This is a genomic window from Youxingia wuxianensis (assembly GCF_014385085.1).
Taxonomy (GTDB): domain Bacteria; phylum Bacillota; class Clostridia; order Oscillospirales; family Ruminococcaceae; genus Youxingia; species Youxingia wuxianensis.
The window spans coordinates 192,355-207,739 of record NZ_JACRTD010000005.1; the positions used below are offsets into that span (position 1 = coordinate 192,355).

Annotated in this window: 13 protein-coding genes; 2 read left to right on the forward strand and 11 right to left on the reverse strand. The window is 52.0% G+C overall.

Translation table 11 applies throughout. The features are described 5' to 3' along the window. Window positions 1-33 precede the first annotated feature (33 nt). Together H8705_RS08645 and H8705_RS08650 are read left to right on the forward strand one after the other, a co-directional pair. Window positions 34-363 carry a plasmid mobilization protein gene (locus H8705_RS08645; RefSeq protein ID WP_002584958.1) on the forward strand — a complete coding sequence of 110 codons (330 nt, stop codon included), beginning with the start codon at window positions 34-36 and terminating at the stop codon, window positions 361-363. Next, on the forward strand, window positions 324-1,658 hold the full coding sequence (locus H8705_RS08650) for a relaxase/mobilization nuclease domain-containing protein (protein WP_002584959.1): 1,335 nt from the start codon (window positions 324-326) through the stop codon (window positions 1,656-1,658). Before H8705_RS08645 ends, H8705_RS08650 begins: the two co-directional genes overlap by 40 nt. Before the next feature lie 201 nt (window positions 1,659-1,859). On the opposite strand, the gene H8705_RS08655 is transcribed toward H8705_RS08650, so the two are convergent. The 11 genes from H8705_RS08655 to H8705_RS08705 all read right to left on the reverse strand — a co-directional run bounded on the left by H8705_RS08655 (window position 1,860) and on the right by H8705_RS08705 (window position 15,385). Next, window positions 1,860-2,069, reverse strand: coding sequence for a transposon-transfer assisting family protein (locus H8705_RS08655; protein WP_002584960.1), 210 nt, complete (start codon window positions 2,067-2,069; stop codon window positions 1,860-1,862). 4 nt (window positions 2,070-2,073) lie between these two features. Further along, window positions 2,074-5,421 (reverse strand): YodL domain-containing protein, encoded by a 3,348-nt coding sequence (locus H8705_RS08660; protein ID WP_262395398.1) that lies wholly within the window; start codon window positions 5,419-5,421, stop codon window positions 2,074-2,076. 125 nt (window positions 5,422-5,546) lie between these two features. Beyond that, window positions 5,547-5,915, reverse strand: a complete 369-nt coding sequence (locus tag H8705_RS08665) for a cysteine-rich VLP domain-containing protein (RefSeq protein ID WP_002584962.1) — start codon at window positions 5,913-5,915, stop codon at window positions 5,547-5,549. Continuing rightward, the gene (locus H8705_RS08670) at window positions 5,912-7,987 is read right to left on the reverse strand and encodes a type IA DNA topoisomerase (protein ID WP_044942468.1); all 2,076 of its coding nucleotides are present in this window, start codon (window positions 7,985-7,987) and stop codon (window positions 5,912-5,914) included. The genes H8705_RS08665 and H8705_RS08670 overlap by 4 nt, the downstream gene beginning before the upstream one ends. Then, a complete protein-coding gene (locus H8705_RS08675) occupies window positions 7,984-8,718 on the reverse strand; it encodes a DUF4366 domain-containing protein (RefSeq protein WP_262395399.1) in 735 nt (244 codons plus the stop codon). Before H8705_RS08675 ends, H8705_RS08670 begins: the two co-directional genes overlap by 4 nt. Continuing rightward, on the reverse strand, window positions 8,708-8,974 hold the full coding sequence (locus H8705_RS08680) for a DUF4315 family protein (RefSeq protein WP_002584965.1): 267 nt from the start codon (window positions 8,972-8,974) through the stop codon (window positions 8,708-8,710). Before H8705_RS08680 ends, H8705_RS08675 begins: the two co-directional genes overlap by 11 nt. 6 nt (window positions 8,975-8,980) lie before the next feature. Continuing rightward, on the reverse strand, window positions 8,981-9,703 hold the full coding sequence (locus tag H8705_RS08685) for a phosphoadenosine phosphosulfate reductase domain-containing protein (RefSeq protein ID WP_002604475.1): 723 nt from the start codon (window positions 9,701-9,703) through the stop codon (window positions 8,981-8,983). A gap of 13 nt (window positions 9,704-9,716) precedes the next feature. After that, on the reverse strand, window positions 9,717-11,645 hold the full coding sequence (locus H8705_RS08690; RefSeq protein ID WP_425516017.1) for a C40 family peptidase: 1,929 nt from the start codon (window positions 11,643-11,645) through the stop codon (window positions 9,717-9,719). A gap of 38 nt (window positions 11,646-11,683) precedes the next feature. Beyond that, window positions 11,684-12,640: a DNA-methyltransferase gene (locus tag H8705_RS08695; protein WP_002604477.1), complete on the reverse strand. Its 957-nt coding sequence runs from the start codon at window positions 12,638-12,640 to the stop codon at window positions 11,684-11,686. Next, window positions 12,637-15,033 carry a VirB4-like conjugal transfer ATPase, CD1110 family gene (locus H8705_RS08700; protein WP_002604478.1) on the reverse strand — a complete coding sequence of 799 codons (2,397 nt, stop codon included), beginning with the start codon at window positions 15,031-15,033 and terminating at the stop codon, window positions 12,637-12,639. Before H8705_RS08700 ends, H8705_RS08695 begins: the two co-directional genes overlap by 4 nt. After that, entirely contained in the window at window positions 14,993-15,385 is a 393-nt protein-coding gene (locus H8705_RS08705; protein WP_002604479.1) for a PrgI family protein, read from the reverse strand. The genes H8705_RS08700 and H8705_RS08705 overlap by 41 nt, the downstream gene beginning before the upstream one ends.

Here is a 15,385-nt window from a genome sequence, read left to right on the forward strand (position 1 = left end):
TCCCAAACCCTTATACCGAAAGGCGGTGCGGAAATGGAAAACCGAAAGAGAAATATACAGATGAAGTTTTACGTTACGGAAGAAGAAAAGCGGCTGATCGACGAGAAGATGAAGCAGCTTCCCATAAAGCAGTATGGGGCATACTTCCGTAAAATGGCGATAGACGGGTATATTCTTGTCGTTGACCGAAGCGACACAAAAGCATATATCCGGGAACTGCAAGCGGTGAGCCGGAACATCAACCAAATTGCAAAACGCGCCAATGCGACGGGGACGGTTTACAGGCAGGATATAGAGGACATTAAAAAGGCGGTGGACGAGATATGGCGGTTACAAAGACGCACCCTATTAAATCAACCTTAAAGGCTGCGATAGACTATATCTTAAATCCCGAAAAGACAGACGGGAAGCTGCTTGCGTCCTCTTTCGGCTGCGGGCTGGAAACCGCCGATATTGAGTTTGCATGGACGCGGGAAGCTGCCGGAGATCGCGGCACACATTTAGGGCGGCACTTGATACAATCCTTTGCGGTGGGAGAAACCACACCGGAAGAAGCGCACAAAATCGGCATGGAACTTGCCGGGGCGGTATTAGGCGGCAAGTATGAGTTTGTTTTGACAACTCACGTCGATAAAGACCATCTGCATAATCACTTGATTTTCAACGCGGTTAGCTTCGTTGACTACAAAAAGTACCATTCCAACAAGCAAAGCTATCACTTTATCCGGCGCACCAGCGACAGGATATGTAAAGAGCATGGGCTATCCGTCGTCGTACCGGGACAGGACAAGGGAAAAAGCTATGCAGAATACACCGCCGAAAAGCAAGGGACAAGCTACAAAGCAAAGCTGAAAACGGCGATAGATACTCTCATTCCCCAAGTGAAAGATTTTGACGAACTGCTGCGCCGCTTGCAGGAAATGGGGTATGAAATCAAACAGGGCAAATACATTTCCTTTCGCGCTGCCGGACAGGAACGGTTTACCCGCACAAAGACGCTCGGCGCGGCCTATACGGAAGAAGCGATAAAGGAGCGTATCAAGGGCGTGTATGTTGCCAAAACAAAAACGCTGCGGGAAGATAAGAAAATCCGGCTTGTCGTCGATCTTGAAAACAGTATCAAAGCCCAACAGTCGGCGGGCTATGAACGGTGGGCAAAAATCCATAATCTGAAACAGGCTGCTAAAAGCATGAACTTCCTAACCGAAAACAAGATTGAGTATTATAGCGAACTTGAAAGCAAGATAGCCGATATTATGACCGCTCATGACGCGGCGGCAAAGGCGGTTAAGGAAGTGGAACAGCGTATGTCTGATTTGTCGCTGCTTATCAAGCACACCACCACATACCGACAGTTAAAACCGATTTACGATGAATACCGAAAATCGCCGGACAAGGAAAAGTATCTGCGGGGGCATGAAAGCGAAATTATCCTGTTTGAAGCTGCGGCAAGGGCATTAAAGGAAATGCAGATAAAGAAGCTGCCCGATCTCGCCGCGCTGCGCAAGGAGTATAGAAGCTTAAACGACAGGAAAACCAAATTGTATGAAGATTATCGGCAAGCCAAGAAGCAAATGCAGGAATACGGCGTTGTCAAAAAGAACGTCGATAGTATTCTTTACCCGTCCCAAAGCAGGGCGCGGGAGCAGGAGCGATAAGGCGCAAAACATGGGGTGGCAAGTGGAATGTTAAGGGCTGAAAACGCCTGTGTTTCTGCGGCTTCCAGCGCATGAAAACGACATAGACGATAAAGTATATTCAAACCCGCAAAAACGGCTTTCTAATTGTCCACGCAAGGACAAAAAAAGAACAGGGGCGCGGTGCCGGAAATCGGCAACCGCGCCCCTGTTCTCTATGGGCTATTCCTCGTCGGTCAAGATAAACTCCCTTTCGGAAAACTCGCTGTCCGTCATGGCTTGCAGCTTGTTCACCGCTGCGGCGGCAAGCTGGCGCATATCCTCGTCCATGTAGGGCATGGCGGCAAGGATATTTTCAAGCGTTGTTTCCCGGCTGTCCTCGGCGTAGATCGCAACAATGTTTTCTTCCTCAATGGTAAAGCGGGTATTCATGCTATCAAACCTCCAAATCCTTTTTATGCTCTTTCTGTTTATCTTTCGGCTGCTGCGCCGCCTGTTTCTTGTATTCGTCCAGCTTCTTCAAAATGGACGGTTTTTTCTGCGGCTGTTCCCGTTTCTCGGCTTTTACCGCTTTTGCAAGGTCGGTAACGGAAATCGCTTCCCCCGCCTTTGCCCGCTGCTCAAAATCTGCAACGGTGGGCGTTTGCGGCGTATTGTTGATAAGCCCGTCAAAATTGTTGTCGTTCTGCTCTATGGTGTCCTCGACGTGCTTTAAGGGATTATCCCGCTGCGGCTGCTCGGCGGCTATGGCATAAGCCTGTGTGCCATTCCCCATAATGAGATACTTCCCGTCCTCCGACGCATGGTGAAAACCAAATCCCGCCGCTTCGATCTGTTCACGGCTCATATCGGTAATATGAAAATTGCCCCTCGGCGTTCTAACGGTTTCACCCGTCAAAAGGCTGTCGGGGGTCGCTTCCGGCTGCTGCTTTTCAAGCTGCCCGTCCTTGTAGGAATATCCTTGCGCCGCGATTGCTTCAAGGGTCTTGCCCGTAACGTCGCCATAAATCCGCTTGTCTGCGTCAACCAGCATTTGCAAAGTGTCTTGTACGGTGTCGGACAAGGCTTGCTGCTGTTCGGGCGGCAGCTTGTCAAATACGGGGGTCTGCTGCTCCTGCAAAAACTCCGGCACTTGCTGAAAACCGATACTGTCTACATAGTGGGCGGTGTCCTCGTCGTTCTGATGAAGCACAACAATGTCGGAAACGGAAAGGCTATGCCCCTTAAAGTCGGCGGGGTGGTCGATATTAAACCTTTCCCAAATGTCGCCCAGCGTCATATCCTTTGTAAGCGGTGCAGTATAGACGAGTTCATAATTTACCCGGTCAATGGTAAGTCCAGCCGCTTGCAGACGGTCATAAGGCTCAAAGCGCAAGTCCCTTGTTTCGTCCCCGCGCTTTAACTGATAAATGGAAAAGGTATCGCCCTGCTCCTGCTCGGCTTGCCGCTGCTGCTGCAACTCGGTAAAATGCCCCTCAATCTCGGTAATGAGTTCCTTTGCGGTGGTCTGTATTGTTTCAAGGGACGCTTTTAACTCGGTCATTTCCTTGCCGCTGCTCCAACCAGCCACATAGCCGAAAGAGTAATCGGAAGTATCAAGGCCGAAATGCTGGCAAACCGTATAAGCGACGCTTTCCGCTTCTACCTCGCAGGTATGGCGGTCAACGCGGTTTTGCTGCTCCGGCGGGGCGTTTAAGTCTACGTCGTGCAGCTTCGCATGGGCGATTTCGTGAATGGCGGTCTTTACCGCCTGTAATTCACTCACGCCCTCTTTGATTGCAATACGCTTGTCGGTCAAACTGAAATACCCATTTGCGCCGTTTGTGATCTGCTCAAATGCAATCGGGACGGGGGACGCTTTTTCAAGGGCGGCGAAAAAATCCTCGTACTGCTCCACATCGGCAAGCAGCGGTTTAACGGAAAGGTCGGGAAACTCCTTGCCCTCGGTCTGCGAAATATCAAAGACGGTTATAACCTTAAAGGCGGGGACGGTGATTTCCTTTTCTTCCTTTACCACTTTTCCCTCGCGGTCAAGCATGGGCTTTCTCGTTTCGGGGTCGATTTTATCAACCAGCTTTTTCACCTTGTAGGGCGCGGGGGCAAAGATTTTAATGCCTTTCTCGCCTTTCTTTACATGGCGGTCAAACTCCTTTTCCCATTGACGGAAGCCCATTACCAAATTGCCGCCCTGCATAGCAATTAGGATAGTGTTATTCAAACTATAATCATGGAACTTTGACATAGCGGTTAGAAACTCTTTGTAGCGGTCGCTGTCAAAAATCGCCTGTACGCCCTGTTCCAAACGCGCGGTGATCTCCTTTACCTTTTCGGCGGGCTTTTCGGAAGTAAGGATAATGGGGACGACGGGGCGGGGCTGCTGCGGCTCTGCGGCCTGTGCGTCTGCTTGCTGCGTTTCGGCTGCGTCCATATAGGCTTTGTCCTGTTCGCCGCGCTCCGGCTGCGGGTAACTCATAATGCGGTATTCTTCCGGCACTTCGCGCCCCTCAAACTGCCGTTCCCACTCGTCGCCGCTTTCCACGATATAGCCGTACTCGGTAAACGCGCCTTTTTCCTGCGCGGCAGCGTTCCTGCCAAAAGTAGAAAGGTCAATGCCGCCTTTCCATTCTTCGGGCATTTGTACCATGCCGGATTGATTTAAGTAATAGTCGCCCAAATCGTGGTAGTTATGTACTTCGGGGATATGGACGTAGAAATCCACGTTGTAGGTGAAGTCAATTACCTGTCCAATATTTGCAAGCCCGTTTTTCTGCTGCAAGGCTGCGTTCAGCTTGCCAACCTCGGCGGGGTCAAGCTGTTCGAGCCGCGCCGCAAGAAAATTGAGTTCGTCCACGTCGGCGGCGCATACCATTTCATAAGGCAAGGCAATATGTTTCTCCGGGTCGTCGGAATAGCCGCGAATGGAAAAATCCTGCGGGTTGTCGGCGGTAATGCCGACGTTCCGCATAGCTTCGTGCAACTGCTCCTTTGTGGCGGGCATATCCAGCCAATAGCCGCCGGGGTCGCCCGCGTCAAAGCGGCTGCGGTTGCCTATCATAATAGAAAACTGTTCGCTCATGTGTTCACGCTCCTTTTCCTGCCCGGTATTTTCGGGGATAGCTGCCGCCTGTTGCTGCTGCGGGGGTTCTTCGCCCTCTATGGTGTAGTCCGGCATGAGCATACCGTTTACTTTGAAATAGTCGGCGTACTCCTGCGGGATAGGCGGGGAGATTTCCGTAAACAGACGGTCATACGCTTTGATACGCCCATTCAGATACTTTTCCATAGCTGCCTTGTCGGTGAAAACCTTTCTATCTTGTCCGGCAATCTTCGCTTGGGTTCTGCTTGGGCTGTTGGTGCGCACGCTCCATGTAAGCGTCCATGAATACGGGATAGATTTCTGCGCTTCTTTGTCGTAGCGGGTATTCTCGTAAATGTAGTAATTCATCTGATATACCCGGTTGCTGCGAATATGGCGGTTATGCTCGGTGGTCTGCCACTCGTTAGCGGTGTGCTGGACGTGCGGCGTTCTCACATATTCAAGTGTTTTATCCAGCAAAAGCGTTCTTCCCGCCTGTTCTTCCCATGCGGCGGCGCGTTCTTTAAGGTCGTCAAAAATCGCCTGTTCTGCCGCCGCGCTTTCGCTGCGCATGGAAAGTAGCTGCGCAATCGGCAAGGAAGCATAAGGGGCAATCTCCCTGTCCTTTGCTTCAAAATATATCCGGCGTTCTATCCGCATGGTTTCGGCGGTTTCCAATTTGTCATGGTCGTATGAGGAATACGGCATATTCTTTCATCACGTCCTTTCTCGGTCATATAAGGGTTTGGGACTATCCCAACAAGCAAAATGCCCGCGCTCTCTATGGGAAGCGCGGGCATTTCTCGCAAACGGGTACTCGTTTGCTGTGCTTGCTATGTAGTTGTTTTTATCCGTAAACGCCTGTTTCTCTCGCTTTGGGCTTTCTGTCTGCGGCGTATCTTTGCCGCGCAATCGGGGCAGTATTTCGCCCGGTTGCTGCCCGCCGCAAACGTGCTGCCGCATACCGCGCAACGCTTCAAATCGGTTTCCCCGCTGCGGGTGATCTGTTCGCAAAGCTGCCTGTCGGCGGGTAATACCGCTTCGCGGAAATAGCGGCATAGCAGCGAATAGCTGATACTCTGCACACAAACGCAAGTTTCCCCGTCGTCCAGCAGCAGACAATTCCCGCAATCGTTGTTTGCACAAGCGGCGCGGGTCATTTTCTTTACGGCGCGGTATTGCTTTTCATCAAGCCTTATCATTTTCGGTTCTGCTCGACGCGGAAGTTTACATACTTGCCGCCTGTGTCGGCAAGCAGCACAACTCCGTCAAAGGTCTTTCCCGTCTTGGTCGAGTACATACCTTTGATTTTTACCTTTCCGTCTTTCAAAAGGGCGGCGGCAATCGCCTTTGTGAAAGCCTTTTTGCGCTGCTCAAAAAAGCGGTCATTCTTCCACATCACAAAGCTGCAAGCCCTGTCGGAGCAGTAAAAGTTTTTCTTGCCCTCGTAAACCGCCGCGCCGCAACGGGGGCAAGTGCCGATTGCTTCCCGCTGCGGGGTAAACAGCTTCGCTTTATCCTCGGAAATCGCGGAATAGGTCTTGACAAGCCCCGCTGTCATTTCCTCAATGCTGCGCATGAAATCGTCCGGGCTGTCGCTGCCTTTGGCAATCCCGGTAAGGCGGGTTTCCCATTCTGCCGTAAGCTGCGGGGACGTAAGGACTTCGGGCAGGATAGCGGCAAGGTTATACCCGTCCTTTGTGGGGATTAGCTTTTTGCCCTTGCGCTCGGCAAAGCCCGCGCTAATGAGTTTTTCAATGATACCCGCCCGCGTTGCGGTAGTGCCTAACCCTTTGCGCTCTGCGTCCTCCGGCGTTTCTTCCTTGCCCGCGTTCTCCATAGCGGACAGAAGCGTATCTTCGGTAAATGCCTTTGGGGGCTGCGTGTAACGCTCGGAGATCTCCGCTGCCGGATTGTCAAAGGTCTGCCCCTCGGCAAGCGGCGGCAAAACGGTTTCCGGCTCTGCGTCCTCGTCCTGTTCCTCGGACGCGGCGCGGGACAGCTTTTCAATCTCACGCCACCCCTCGCAAAGCGTCGTCTTTCCCTTTGCGGTAAAGGTATAACCGCCGCAAGAGATAACCGCCGTAACCGCTTCATATTCATAGGGCGCGGCTGCGGCGCAAAGCAGCTTCGCGCATACAAGGGTCATAAGTTTTGTTTCGCTGTCGGTAAGGGAAGAAAAGCCCGTTTTCAAAAACTCGGCTGTCGGCAAAATAGCGTGGTGGTCGGTTACTTTGCTGTTGTCGCAAACCCTTGTAAGGTCTGCTTGCAGCTTCACGTCCCGCATAAAGGGAAGCAGCGAACAAAGCCCGGTAATGAGTTCCTTTGTGCTGCGCTGCATATCGGAAGTGATATATTTGCTGTCGGTGCGGGGATAGGTCAAAAGCCGCTTTTCGTAGAGGGCTTGCGCATAATCAAGGGTCTGTTTCGCCGTAAACCCGTACAGGCGGTTGGCTTCGCGCTGCAACGCGGTAAGGTCAAACAGCTTCGGCGGTGCAACGGTCTTTTTCTCTTTTTTGAGGGAAGTACAAACGGCTTGCGATTTCTCGCAAGCCGCTTTCATCTGCTGCGCCGCCGCTTCTTCGTTCAGCCTTTCGGACAAAGCCGAAACACCGCCCGCGTCCAGACGGACAACATGATATTTTTCTTTCTTAAAGCTGCTGATCGCATAGTCGCGGTTTACCAGCATGGTAAGGGTGGGCGTCTGCACTCTGCCGACATTCAGCGTTTTGTGATAGAGGATAGAGAAAAGGCGGGTCGCGTTAATCCCGACAAGCCAATCTGCCTTTGCTCTGCAAAGCGCGGATTGATAGAGGTTGTCATAGCTGCGCCCGTCTTTGAGGTTTGAAAAGCCCTCGCGGATTGCGCTTTCTTCCATGCTGCTAATCCAAAGGCGGGAAAAGGGCTTTTGGCAATTTACCTGTTCGTAGACAAATCGAAAAATGAGTTCTCCCTCGCGCCCGCTGTCGCACGCATTGACAATCTCGGAAACGTCGCTGCGCTGCATAAGGTCTTTGAGTACGGAAAACTGCTGCTCCTTGCCGCTGGCAACGGTAAACTGCCAATCCTGCGGGACAATGGGGAGATCGTCATACTTCCATTTTCGGTACTGCTCGTTGTAGGTTGCCGCGTCTGCAAGGCTAATCAAATGCCCGATACACCACGACACAAGGTAGCCGCTGCCCTCAAAATATCCGCTGCGCTTTTCATTCGCGCCAATAACGGCGGCAATCGCCGCCCCGACGCTCGGTTTCTCTGCAATTACAAGTTTCATACTTCCTCGTCCTCCTGCTCGGTTTCTAATTCTTCCTCGTCGTCCTCGTCAAAATCGAGATCGTCAAGGTTGCTGCTGCCTTTTGCCGCGTCCTTTTTGGGCTTCATAATCTTAAAGTAATAGAACGCGCCGCCGCCCGCTGCGGCAACAAGCAGCACGACAAGCAGAATACCCATGCCGCCGCCTTTTTCTTCTTCCGGCGGCTGCTCGGTTTCTTCCGGCTCCGGCTCGGCTTCCACACCCGCGCACTCGCTCATGTTGACGCTGCAAACCGGGCAAGCGGTGTTGACGCTTCCGGCAACGCATTTATCGGTGCAGCTACAAACGGGGGCTTCGGTCTGCCCGTCCTCCATAAGGGCGGTTAAATCCGCTTCGTCCACTTGGTTAAGGAAATGGACGGTATTTTCCCCGTCCTCGGTGCGGTCAATGATGATGTAAAAATAGTTGCCACTTTTGGTAACGACGGTGATAAACTGCTTGTCGCCGGACGCTTCACCCGTTATATCGTCCACAAGGGACATATTCCCGTCCGGGGTAAGGGGCTGCGGCTCATAGCCGCCCGTCGTTTCTTCCGGCTCGGTTTCCGGCGCGGGGGTTTCCTCGGTTACGGGGGTAGGCGTGTCGTCGCTTTCATCGCCACCGCCCGCATAAGCGGTAACAGAAAAGCCGCACATGATAACCAGTGCGGCAAGCAATACGGTAAACTTTCGGATTATCTTTTTATTCTTCATTGTCGTTGTCCTCCTGTTCGGCGGGGTAAGTGGCTTCCGGCTGCGGCAAGGTGATTTCGCCGCTGGCGTAAGCGGAGAGGAACGCGGCAAGCTGCGTCCCGTCAAGGTGTACCGCCTTTACCATTTGCACGATCTGCGCGTTTTCTTCCTCGACTTTCTGCGCTTCAAGGTCTTTCAGCTTCTTTTGCTGTTCAAGGATTTTTGCCCTCGTTTTCTCAATATCCCTTTCGATACGGTCAAGTTTCGTGTTCGCCATAGTCATTTACTCCTTTCCAAACTGTTCTTTCCATGAATAGCTGCGCCCCAATCCCTTAACGGTTTTAAGATAGGGCATAGCGTTTTCTTCCAAAGTCGCCGCCCGGTTAAATAGATCGGGATAGTGTTCTTTGAGATATAAAATCTCTTGTTTCTTCATGCTCGGACAAAAGAAACAGGACGATTTACCCGGCTGCGGCAATCCTGCCGCTTTGATTTCCCGGATACAATCGTCCCTGTTCCAGCCCCATTCTTCAATGAGGGGGTAGCGGTTATGATATTTTTTGTCGGCTTCGTTGTACTTGCGGGAATGTTCATACCGTTTCACTTCTCCCGCGTCATAGCCGATATAGCGGTTGACTTTCTCGCCGCGCTGCCATACTTCGCGGCAAGGCGCATAGTGGTTGCAAAACTTTTCCTGCGGTGCGATTTTGTGTTTCTGCGAACAACGCTTATGCCCGTAGGCAATCGACGGGAGCGTATGAGAGCGCAAGCACTCGGTTTCAAGAGATAGGCGGTTGCCGTAGCGGTCAACATACTGCACAACGGTAATCTGCGGCATACCGTGTTCCGCAAGCCATTGATTGATTATCTCGATAAATTGATAGGTATGCGGGTGTTCCGCGCCCGTATCGGCAAAGGTGATAAGGTCAATCGGGATTTTGTGCTTGTATAGGCCAATAAGTAAGGCGGCACTATTCGTGCCGCCGCCAAAAGATACAATATTCATTTTTCAACTCCTTTTAATTGTAATTTAACCGCCCGTAGGCGTAAAAGTGGGATTGCCAATAGCTGGTGTCCAGCTTTGAATACTGGATAGGGTCGCCACAATGCAGCATGACGGGGCTTCCGTCCCCGTCCTCGCCCACATAAATCCCCACATGGGAAACGCCGGGGGTGTCGTATGTACCCGTAAAGAACACCAAATCCCCCGGCTGCGGGTTAGAAACAGGGGTTGAGATGTTGTAAAGCCCTTGCGCCCCAAGTCTGCCCGTATTGTATAGGCCGCTGTTCGTCAACACATAACTCACAAAGCCGCTGCAATCAAAAGAGGTTTCCGGGGTGCTGCCGCCCCACACATAGGGAAAACCGACGTATTTATCTGCTTCCTCCATGAGCCGCGCAAACTTTTCATCGGAACCCAGCAGCGCGGCGGGTACTTCATAATCGGCGGGCGGGTTTTCATAGTATTTAGACACATAGCCGGATTGCGGGAAAAGGTCGGGTCTGTTTCCCAGCGACGACATATACATAGCGTACATGGATAGCTGTTCTTCGCCCATGATGTAAACGGGGACATGGGAGAGGTTGAAGTTTTCCAAATCCACATGAAGAATGTAATAGTTATAGGGGACTTCAACCGTATAGGGGTTGCCCTCGCTGTCCGTCCTTGTTTCGGTGCGGTAGCGTACCTGTACTTCTTCCTCGACCGTCAAGATATACTGTTTCTCAAAGAGCATTTCAAGGGTGCTTTGCACTTCATCGAGTGTAAACACGCCCTCATGCCACGCGGAAAGGATAGAAATTAGCACATAGGGGTCATGCTCGATCTCGTCCGCGTTTACCCGGTATTCGTCATAGCCGGGGTATTCGCTTTCGATATTGTCCAGCATATCTTGTAACTCGGCTTCCATAGCGGCATACGCGCTTTCCGCGCCCGTTATATCCGCGTCCTCGGAGAGATAGGACGACGCAATCAAGCCGCTGCCGCTGTTGCCGCCAAAGAGGGAGCAAGAGGACAGCCCGCCGAAAAGCAGCAGCACGATAAAGGCAATCCCGCCCACAATCAAGCAGCCTTTCCAATGCCGGACAACAAAGAACGTCGCCCGTTTGGTTTCCTGCGCGGTTTTCTTCGCCGCCTTTGCGGTGGCTTCAGCGGTTTTTTTCGCTTTGCCGCCCGCTTTCAGCGTTTTTGCATACTGCTTTTTAATGCGCTGCTTCTGCCAAAAACGGGAAATGGGGTTGGAGTGCGCAAGCGCGGGGTTATCGTGCAACGCCTTTTGATAGAGAAAATCTGCGTTTGCCTTTACCGCTTGTTTTTCCGCTGCCGCCGCTGCCCGGTAGGGTTTCAGCTTATGGCGGCGTATGCCGCCCTTAACTGCCCGCGCCGCCATGCCGCCCGCTTTCTCTCCGGCAAGTTCTACCCGGTGCCCGCTTTCCACACCGACGTTTTCTTTCTCTACCTCGTAGATTTTCCCATGTACGGTACTGTTTAACTCCTGTGCCGGACGGGATAAGGGGTTATGCCGCAACTTGCCGTTTGGGGGCTTATCCGTCTTTTCAAAGGAAAGGCGCGTCTTTGCCTTGCCTTTCGCTTCGTCAAAAACGCGCTCTTTCTTGATTTTGGTCTGCTTGGGGATAGCCGCCCGCGCTGCGTCTAAACAGTCTGCCGCCTTATCCGATTTCTTGATCGCTTTTTGAAGTTCCGGCGTTGCCCGTTCCGCTTCGGAAAACTGCAAGCGGGAAGAATGGGTTTTAGGCTGCGTCGCGTCAAGGGCTTTTTTCTCCGCGCCTTTTGCTGCGTGTCGCTCAATCTCTGCGCCGATATGCTGCACAACCTTTTCCGCTGCCACCCCTGCGGGGGCTGAATAGTTTTCTTCCTGCGGCCTTTCGCTGATACTGGACGTTTCGCCCGTCGTGAGGTTTTCCGCAACCGCACCGTCGCGGGTCATTTTTTGCGTTACCTTGTCGGGGGCTTTCAGTTCCTTGCTCAATCTTCATCACCTCCAATCCGCTGTTTTGCAAGTTCGCAATAGTCGGGGTTTAACTCAATGCCGATATAGCGGCGGTTAAGCCGTTTTGCTACCATGCCCGTCGTGCCGCTGCCGAAAAAGGGGTCAAGGACAATCCCGCCGATGGGACAGCCCGCCAAAATGCACGTTTCCGCAAGTTTCGGCGGGAACGCTGCGAAATGCCCGCCATGATAGCCGACATTGTTAATCTGCCAAACGTTGCGGCGGCTGCGGACGGGAGAAATCAACTCGTCGGCGTATGCGCCCTTTTCGCGGGGGCGGTTGATTTTCTGCGGTTGGTTTTGCCCCGGAACAGTAACGTTATACTTATTTCCTTTGCTAACTCCGCTTTTCAGCCGCCCCGCCGTTGTGGGGGCTATCGGCTCGGCTACTGCTTGCCAATCGTAATAATACTTCTTTGACTTGGTAAGCAGAAACACATATTCATAGCAGCGGGTCGGCCTGTCCCGCGTGCTTTCCGGCATGGGGTTTGTTTTGTGCCAAATGATAGAACTGCGCAAATACCAACCGTCGCCCCGCAAGGCGAGGGCTACAAGCCACGGAATACCAATTAAATCTTTGGGCTTGCAGCCGGGGGCGCGGTGGTTAAACGCCACTTGCTGCCCGTTCCTGCCTTTGGGGTATTTGGGGTCTTGGTGGTCGGCTTTGCTGCCTGTGCCGCAATAAGTGTCCGCGATATTCAGCCAACAAGTACCCTCCGGCGTAAGCACCCGCTTTACCTCATGGAATACCGCCGTAATACGGGAAACATATTCCTCCGGCGTTGCTTCCCGTCCGATCTGCCCGTCTGCGCCGTAGTCCCGCAAGGCATAGTAGGGTGGGGACGTTACGCAACAATCAACTGCATTTTCCGGCAAGGTTTGAAGCACCTGCAAGCTGTCGCCGCAATAGATTTTGTCCATTTCTATCCTCATGCCGACACCTCGCCGGGTTTGGTCGTCATTACACGATAGAGTTCCGTATCTTGCGGGAAACGGTCAATAAAGGGCAAAATCACGTTGCCATAGAAGATAAGCCCCTCGCCCGCGTCGGAATGGGTTACATAGGTCATTTGCTGCTGCGAAATGTTAAGCTGCTTTGCAAGGATTTCCCTGTCGCCCTGGGCTTGGTTGAGCATATACACAAAATCGCTGTTTTCAAAAATGTTCTCCACCTCGCGGGACGATAACAAATCTTTCACGTTTTGGGTGATACCTGTCGGAATACCGCCCCATTTTCTAAAACGCTTCCAAATCTCAACGCTGTACGCTGCGGTCTGTTCCTCTTTGAGCAGCAAATGAAACTCGTCGATATAGTACCGCGTCGCCTTGCCTTCGCTGCGGTTTATGGTAACTCTGTTCCAAACTTGATCTTGGACAATGAGCATACCGAGTTTTCGTAGCTGGGTGCCGAGTTCTTTAATATCAAAGCAGACAAGGCGGTTGTGAATGTCAACGTTTGTTTGGTGGTTAAACACGTTCAAACTGCCATTTACATAGAGTTCCAATGCCGACGCGATACGCTGCGCTTCCTTTTCCGGCTGCTTCTTGATTTCATTGTAGAGGTCGCCCAAAATCGGCATATTCTCCGGCTTCGGGTCTGCAAGGTAGCTGCGGTACACGCTGATAACGGCGCGGTCAATCAAAGTCTTTTCAACCGCTTCCAGCCCGTTTTTGCCGCCCATAATCAACTCGCAAAAGGAAAGGATAAAATCGCTCTTTAAGGCTATGGGCGTGTCGCCCTCGCTGTAATTGAGGTTTATATCCATCGGGTTAATGTACTGCGTGCTGTTCTGCGAAACCTTGATAACCTGCCCTTTCAGCCGTTCCACAAGGGGGTAATATTCCGCTTCCGGGTCGCAAATGATAATATCGTCTGCGGTAATGAGAAAAGCGTTGGTGATCTCGCGCTTTGCCGAAAAACTCTTGCCGCTGCCGGGTGTGCCGAGTATCAAGCCGTTAGGGTTCTTCAGCCTTTTCCTGTCGCACAAAATCATGTTATTCGATAATGCGTTTAAGCCGTAATACAACGCTTCGCCGCTTTGGAACAGCTCTTGTACCGTAAAGGGGACGAAAATGGCGGTGCTGGAAGTCGTCAAGCCCCGCTGGATTTGGATTAGGTTTTCGCCCAATGGGATAGAGGACATAAGCCCCTGTTCCTGCCGGTAGTCAAGGCGGGTGAGCATACAGTTGTATTTCTGTGCGATACTTGCGGCCTGAAATACGTCGTTGTCCAATTTCTGCTTTGTGTCTGCCACATTCAAAACTAACAGCGTAAGCAAAAACATTCGCTCGTTCCGGCTCTGCAAATCCCGCAAAAGGTTTTTCGCTTCGCCGCCGTAGGTGGCAAGGTCGGACGGAATTATATCCATATCGTAGCCGCTGCGGATTGCCTTTTTCTGTTCCTCGATTTTCATACGGTCAAGGTCGGTGATTTTCCGCTTGATCGTCTTGATCGCTTCGTTGTGGTCGATACTCTGAATGTGCAGATTGACGACAATCCCGTTTTCCGCTTCCATGAAGTCGGCAAGCATACGGTCTGAAAGTTCCGGCGCGGCAATCTGCAAAAAGGAAACCGCGCCAAACTTCCCGCCCATTTGAAACATTCGCCCGTCGCCAAAACGGAAAGAGGACGGGGCAATAAAGTCTTTGACGGAAAGGCCGCTTACGGGTAGCCATTCCCACGCAAAGTTGAAGCGTTCCCCGTCCGGGTGGAAAAGCCCATGCAGCACTTCAAGCCGCTGCTTCCCGTCCAATACCCGCGCCGCCGCGCCGATCACCTTAAAATGGTTGAGGGTGTCCGTTTCGATACGGGCAAGCCGCGCCCGCGCCGATTTAATATCTTTTGCTTCAATGGTAAAGGTGAGAAACTTTGTCTTGATAAGCCCGTTGTTGCCGCGTTCAAGCTGTGTTTGCAGCATTTCGGTGTATTCGGCTCTGATACTGTCAAAGTCGTCATTCTGTGGGGCAATCGTGATACTGCTCTTGAAATCCTCCTTGTTCGCATGGCGGCTGATTAAGGAAAGCTGCACACTGATAGAAGCGTCAAAAGAGTTATACATATCGCAAAGGGCTTCAAAAATGGCGGTCTTGTCGTCCGGCTGCGCAAGCTGATAGTTAATATCTTCAAACTCAATGCACTTGGAATACCGCCCGTTTGCAAGGCGGCAAATCCCGTCCTTATACATTCGTTCAAACGGTATGCTGTCCTGCGCCGTATGGGGCTTCCCGTCGCCCTTTGACTGCCGGATAAGCGCGTCGATCTGTTTCTTTTCCTGCCGCGTAAGTTTACGCTTTTTGTTTTGGGTCTTTCCCTTTTCCTTTGACAATCGCCCGTACCTCCTTATCTAATCGCTCCTGCCGCGCAAGGGCGGTATAAAAATTGTTGGTCTGATAAGGTCGCTCTTTGGGGCGAAGAAACTTCACTTCCACAAATTGCCGTATAATCACTTCCAGCGGTTGCCCGTTCTTCTCGTACATAGCGAGTAGGAACATGGGCAGCATGGCAAGCACCATGCACAAAGCCGCCGTTGTCGTTCCCGCGCTGTCCTTTGTCAAAAAGAATAGCGGTAGCCCGATAGCCACCGCCGCGCCGAAACAGAGTAATTGTCTTTTGGTAAGGTTGAACATTACCTTGCTCTTGATTTTGGTTAAATCCTTTGGGACGGTTACATACGCCAT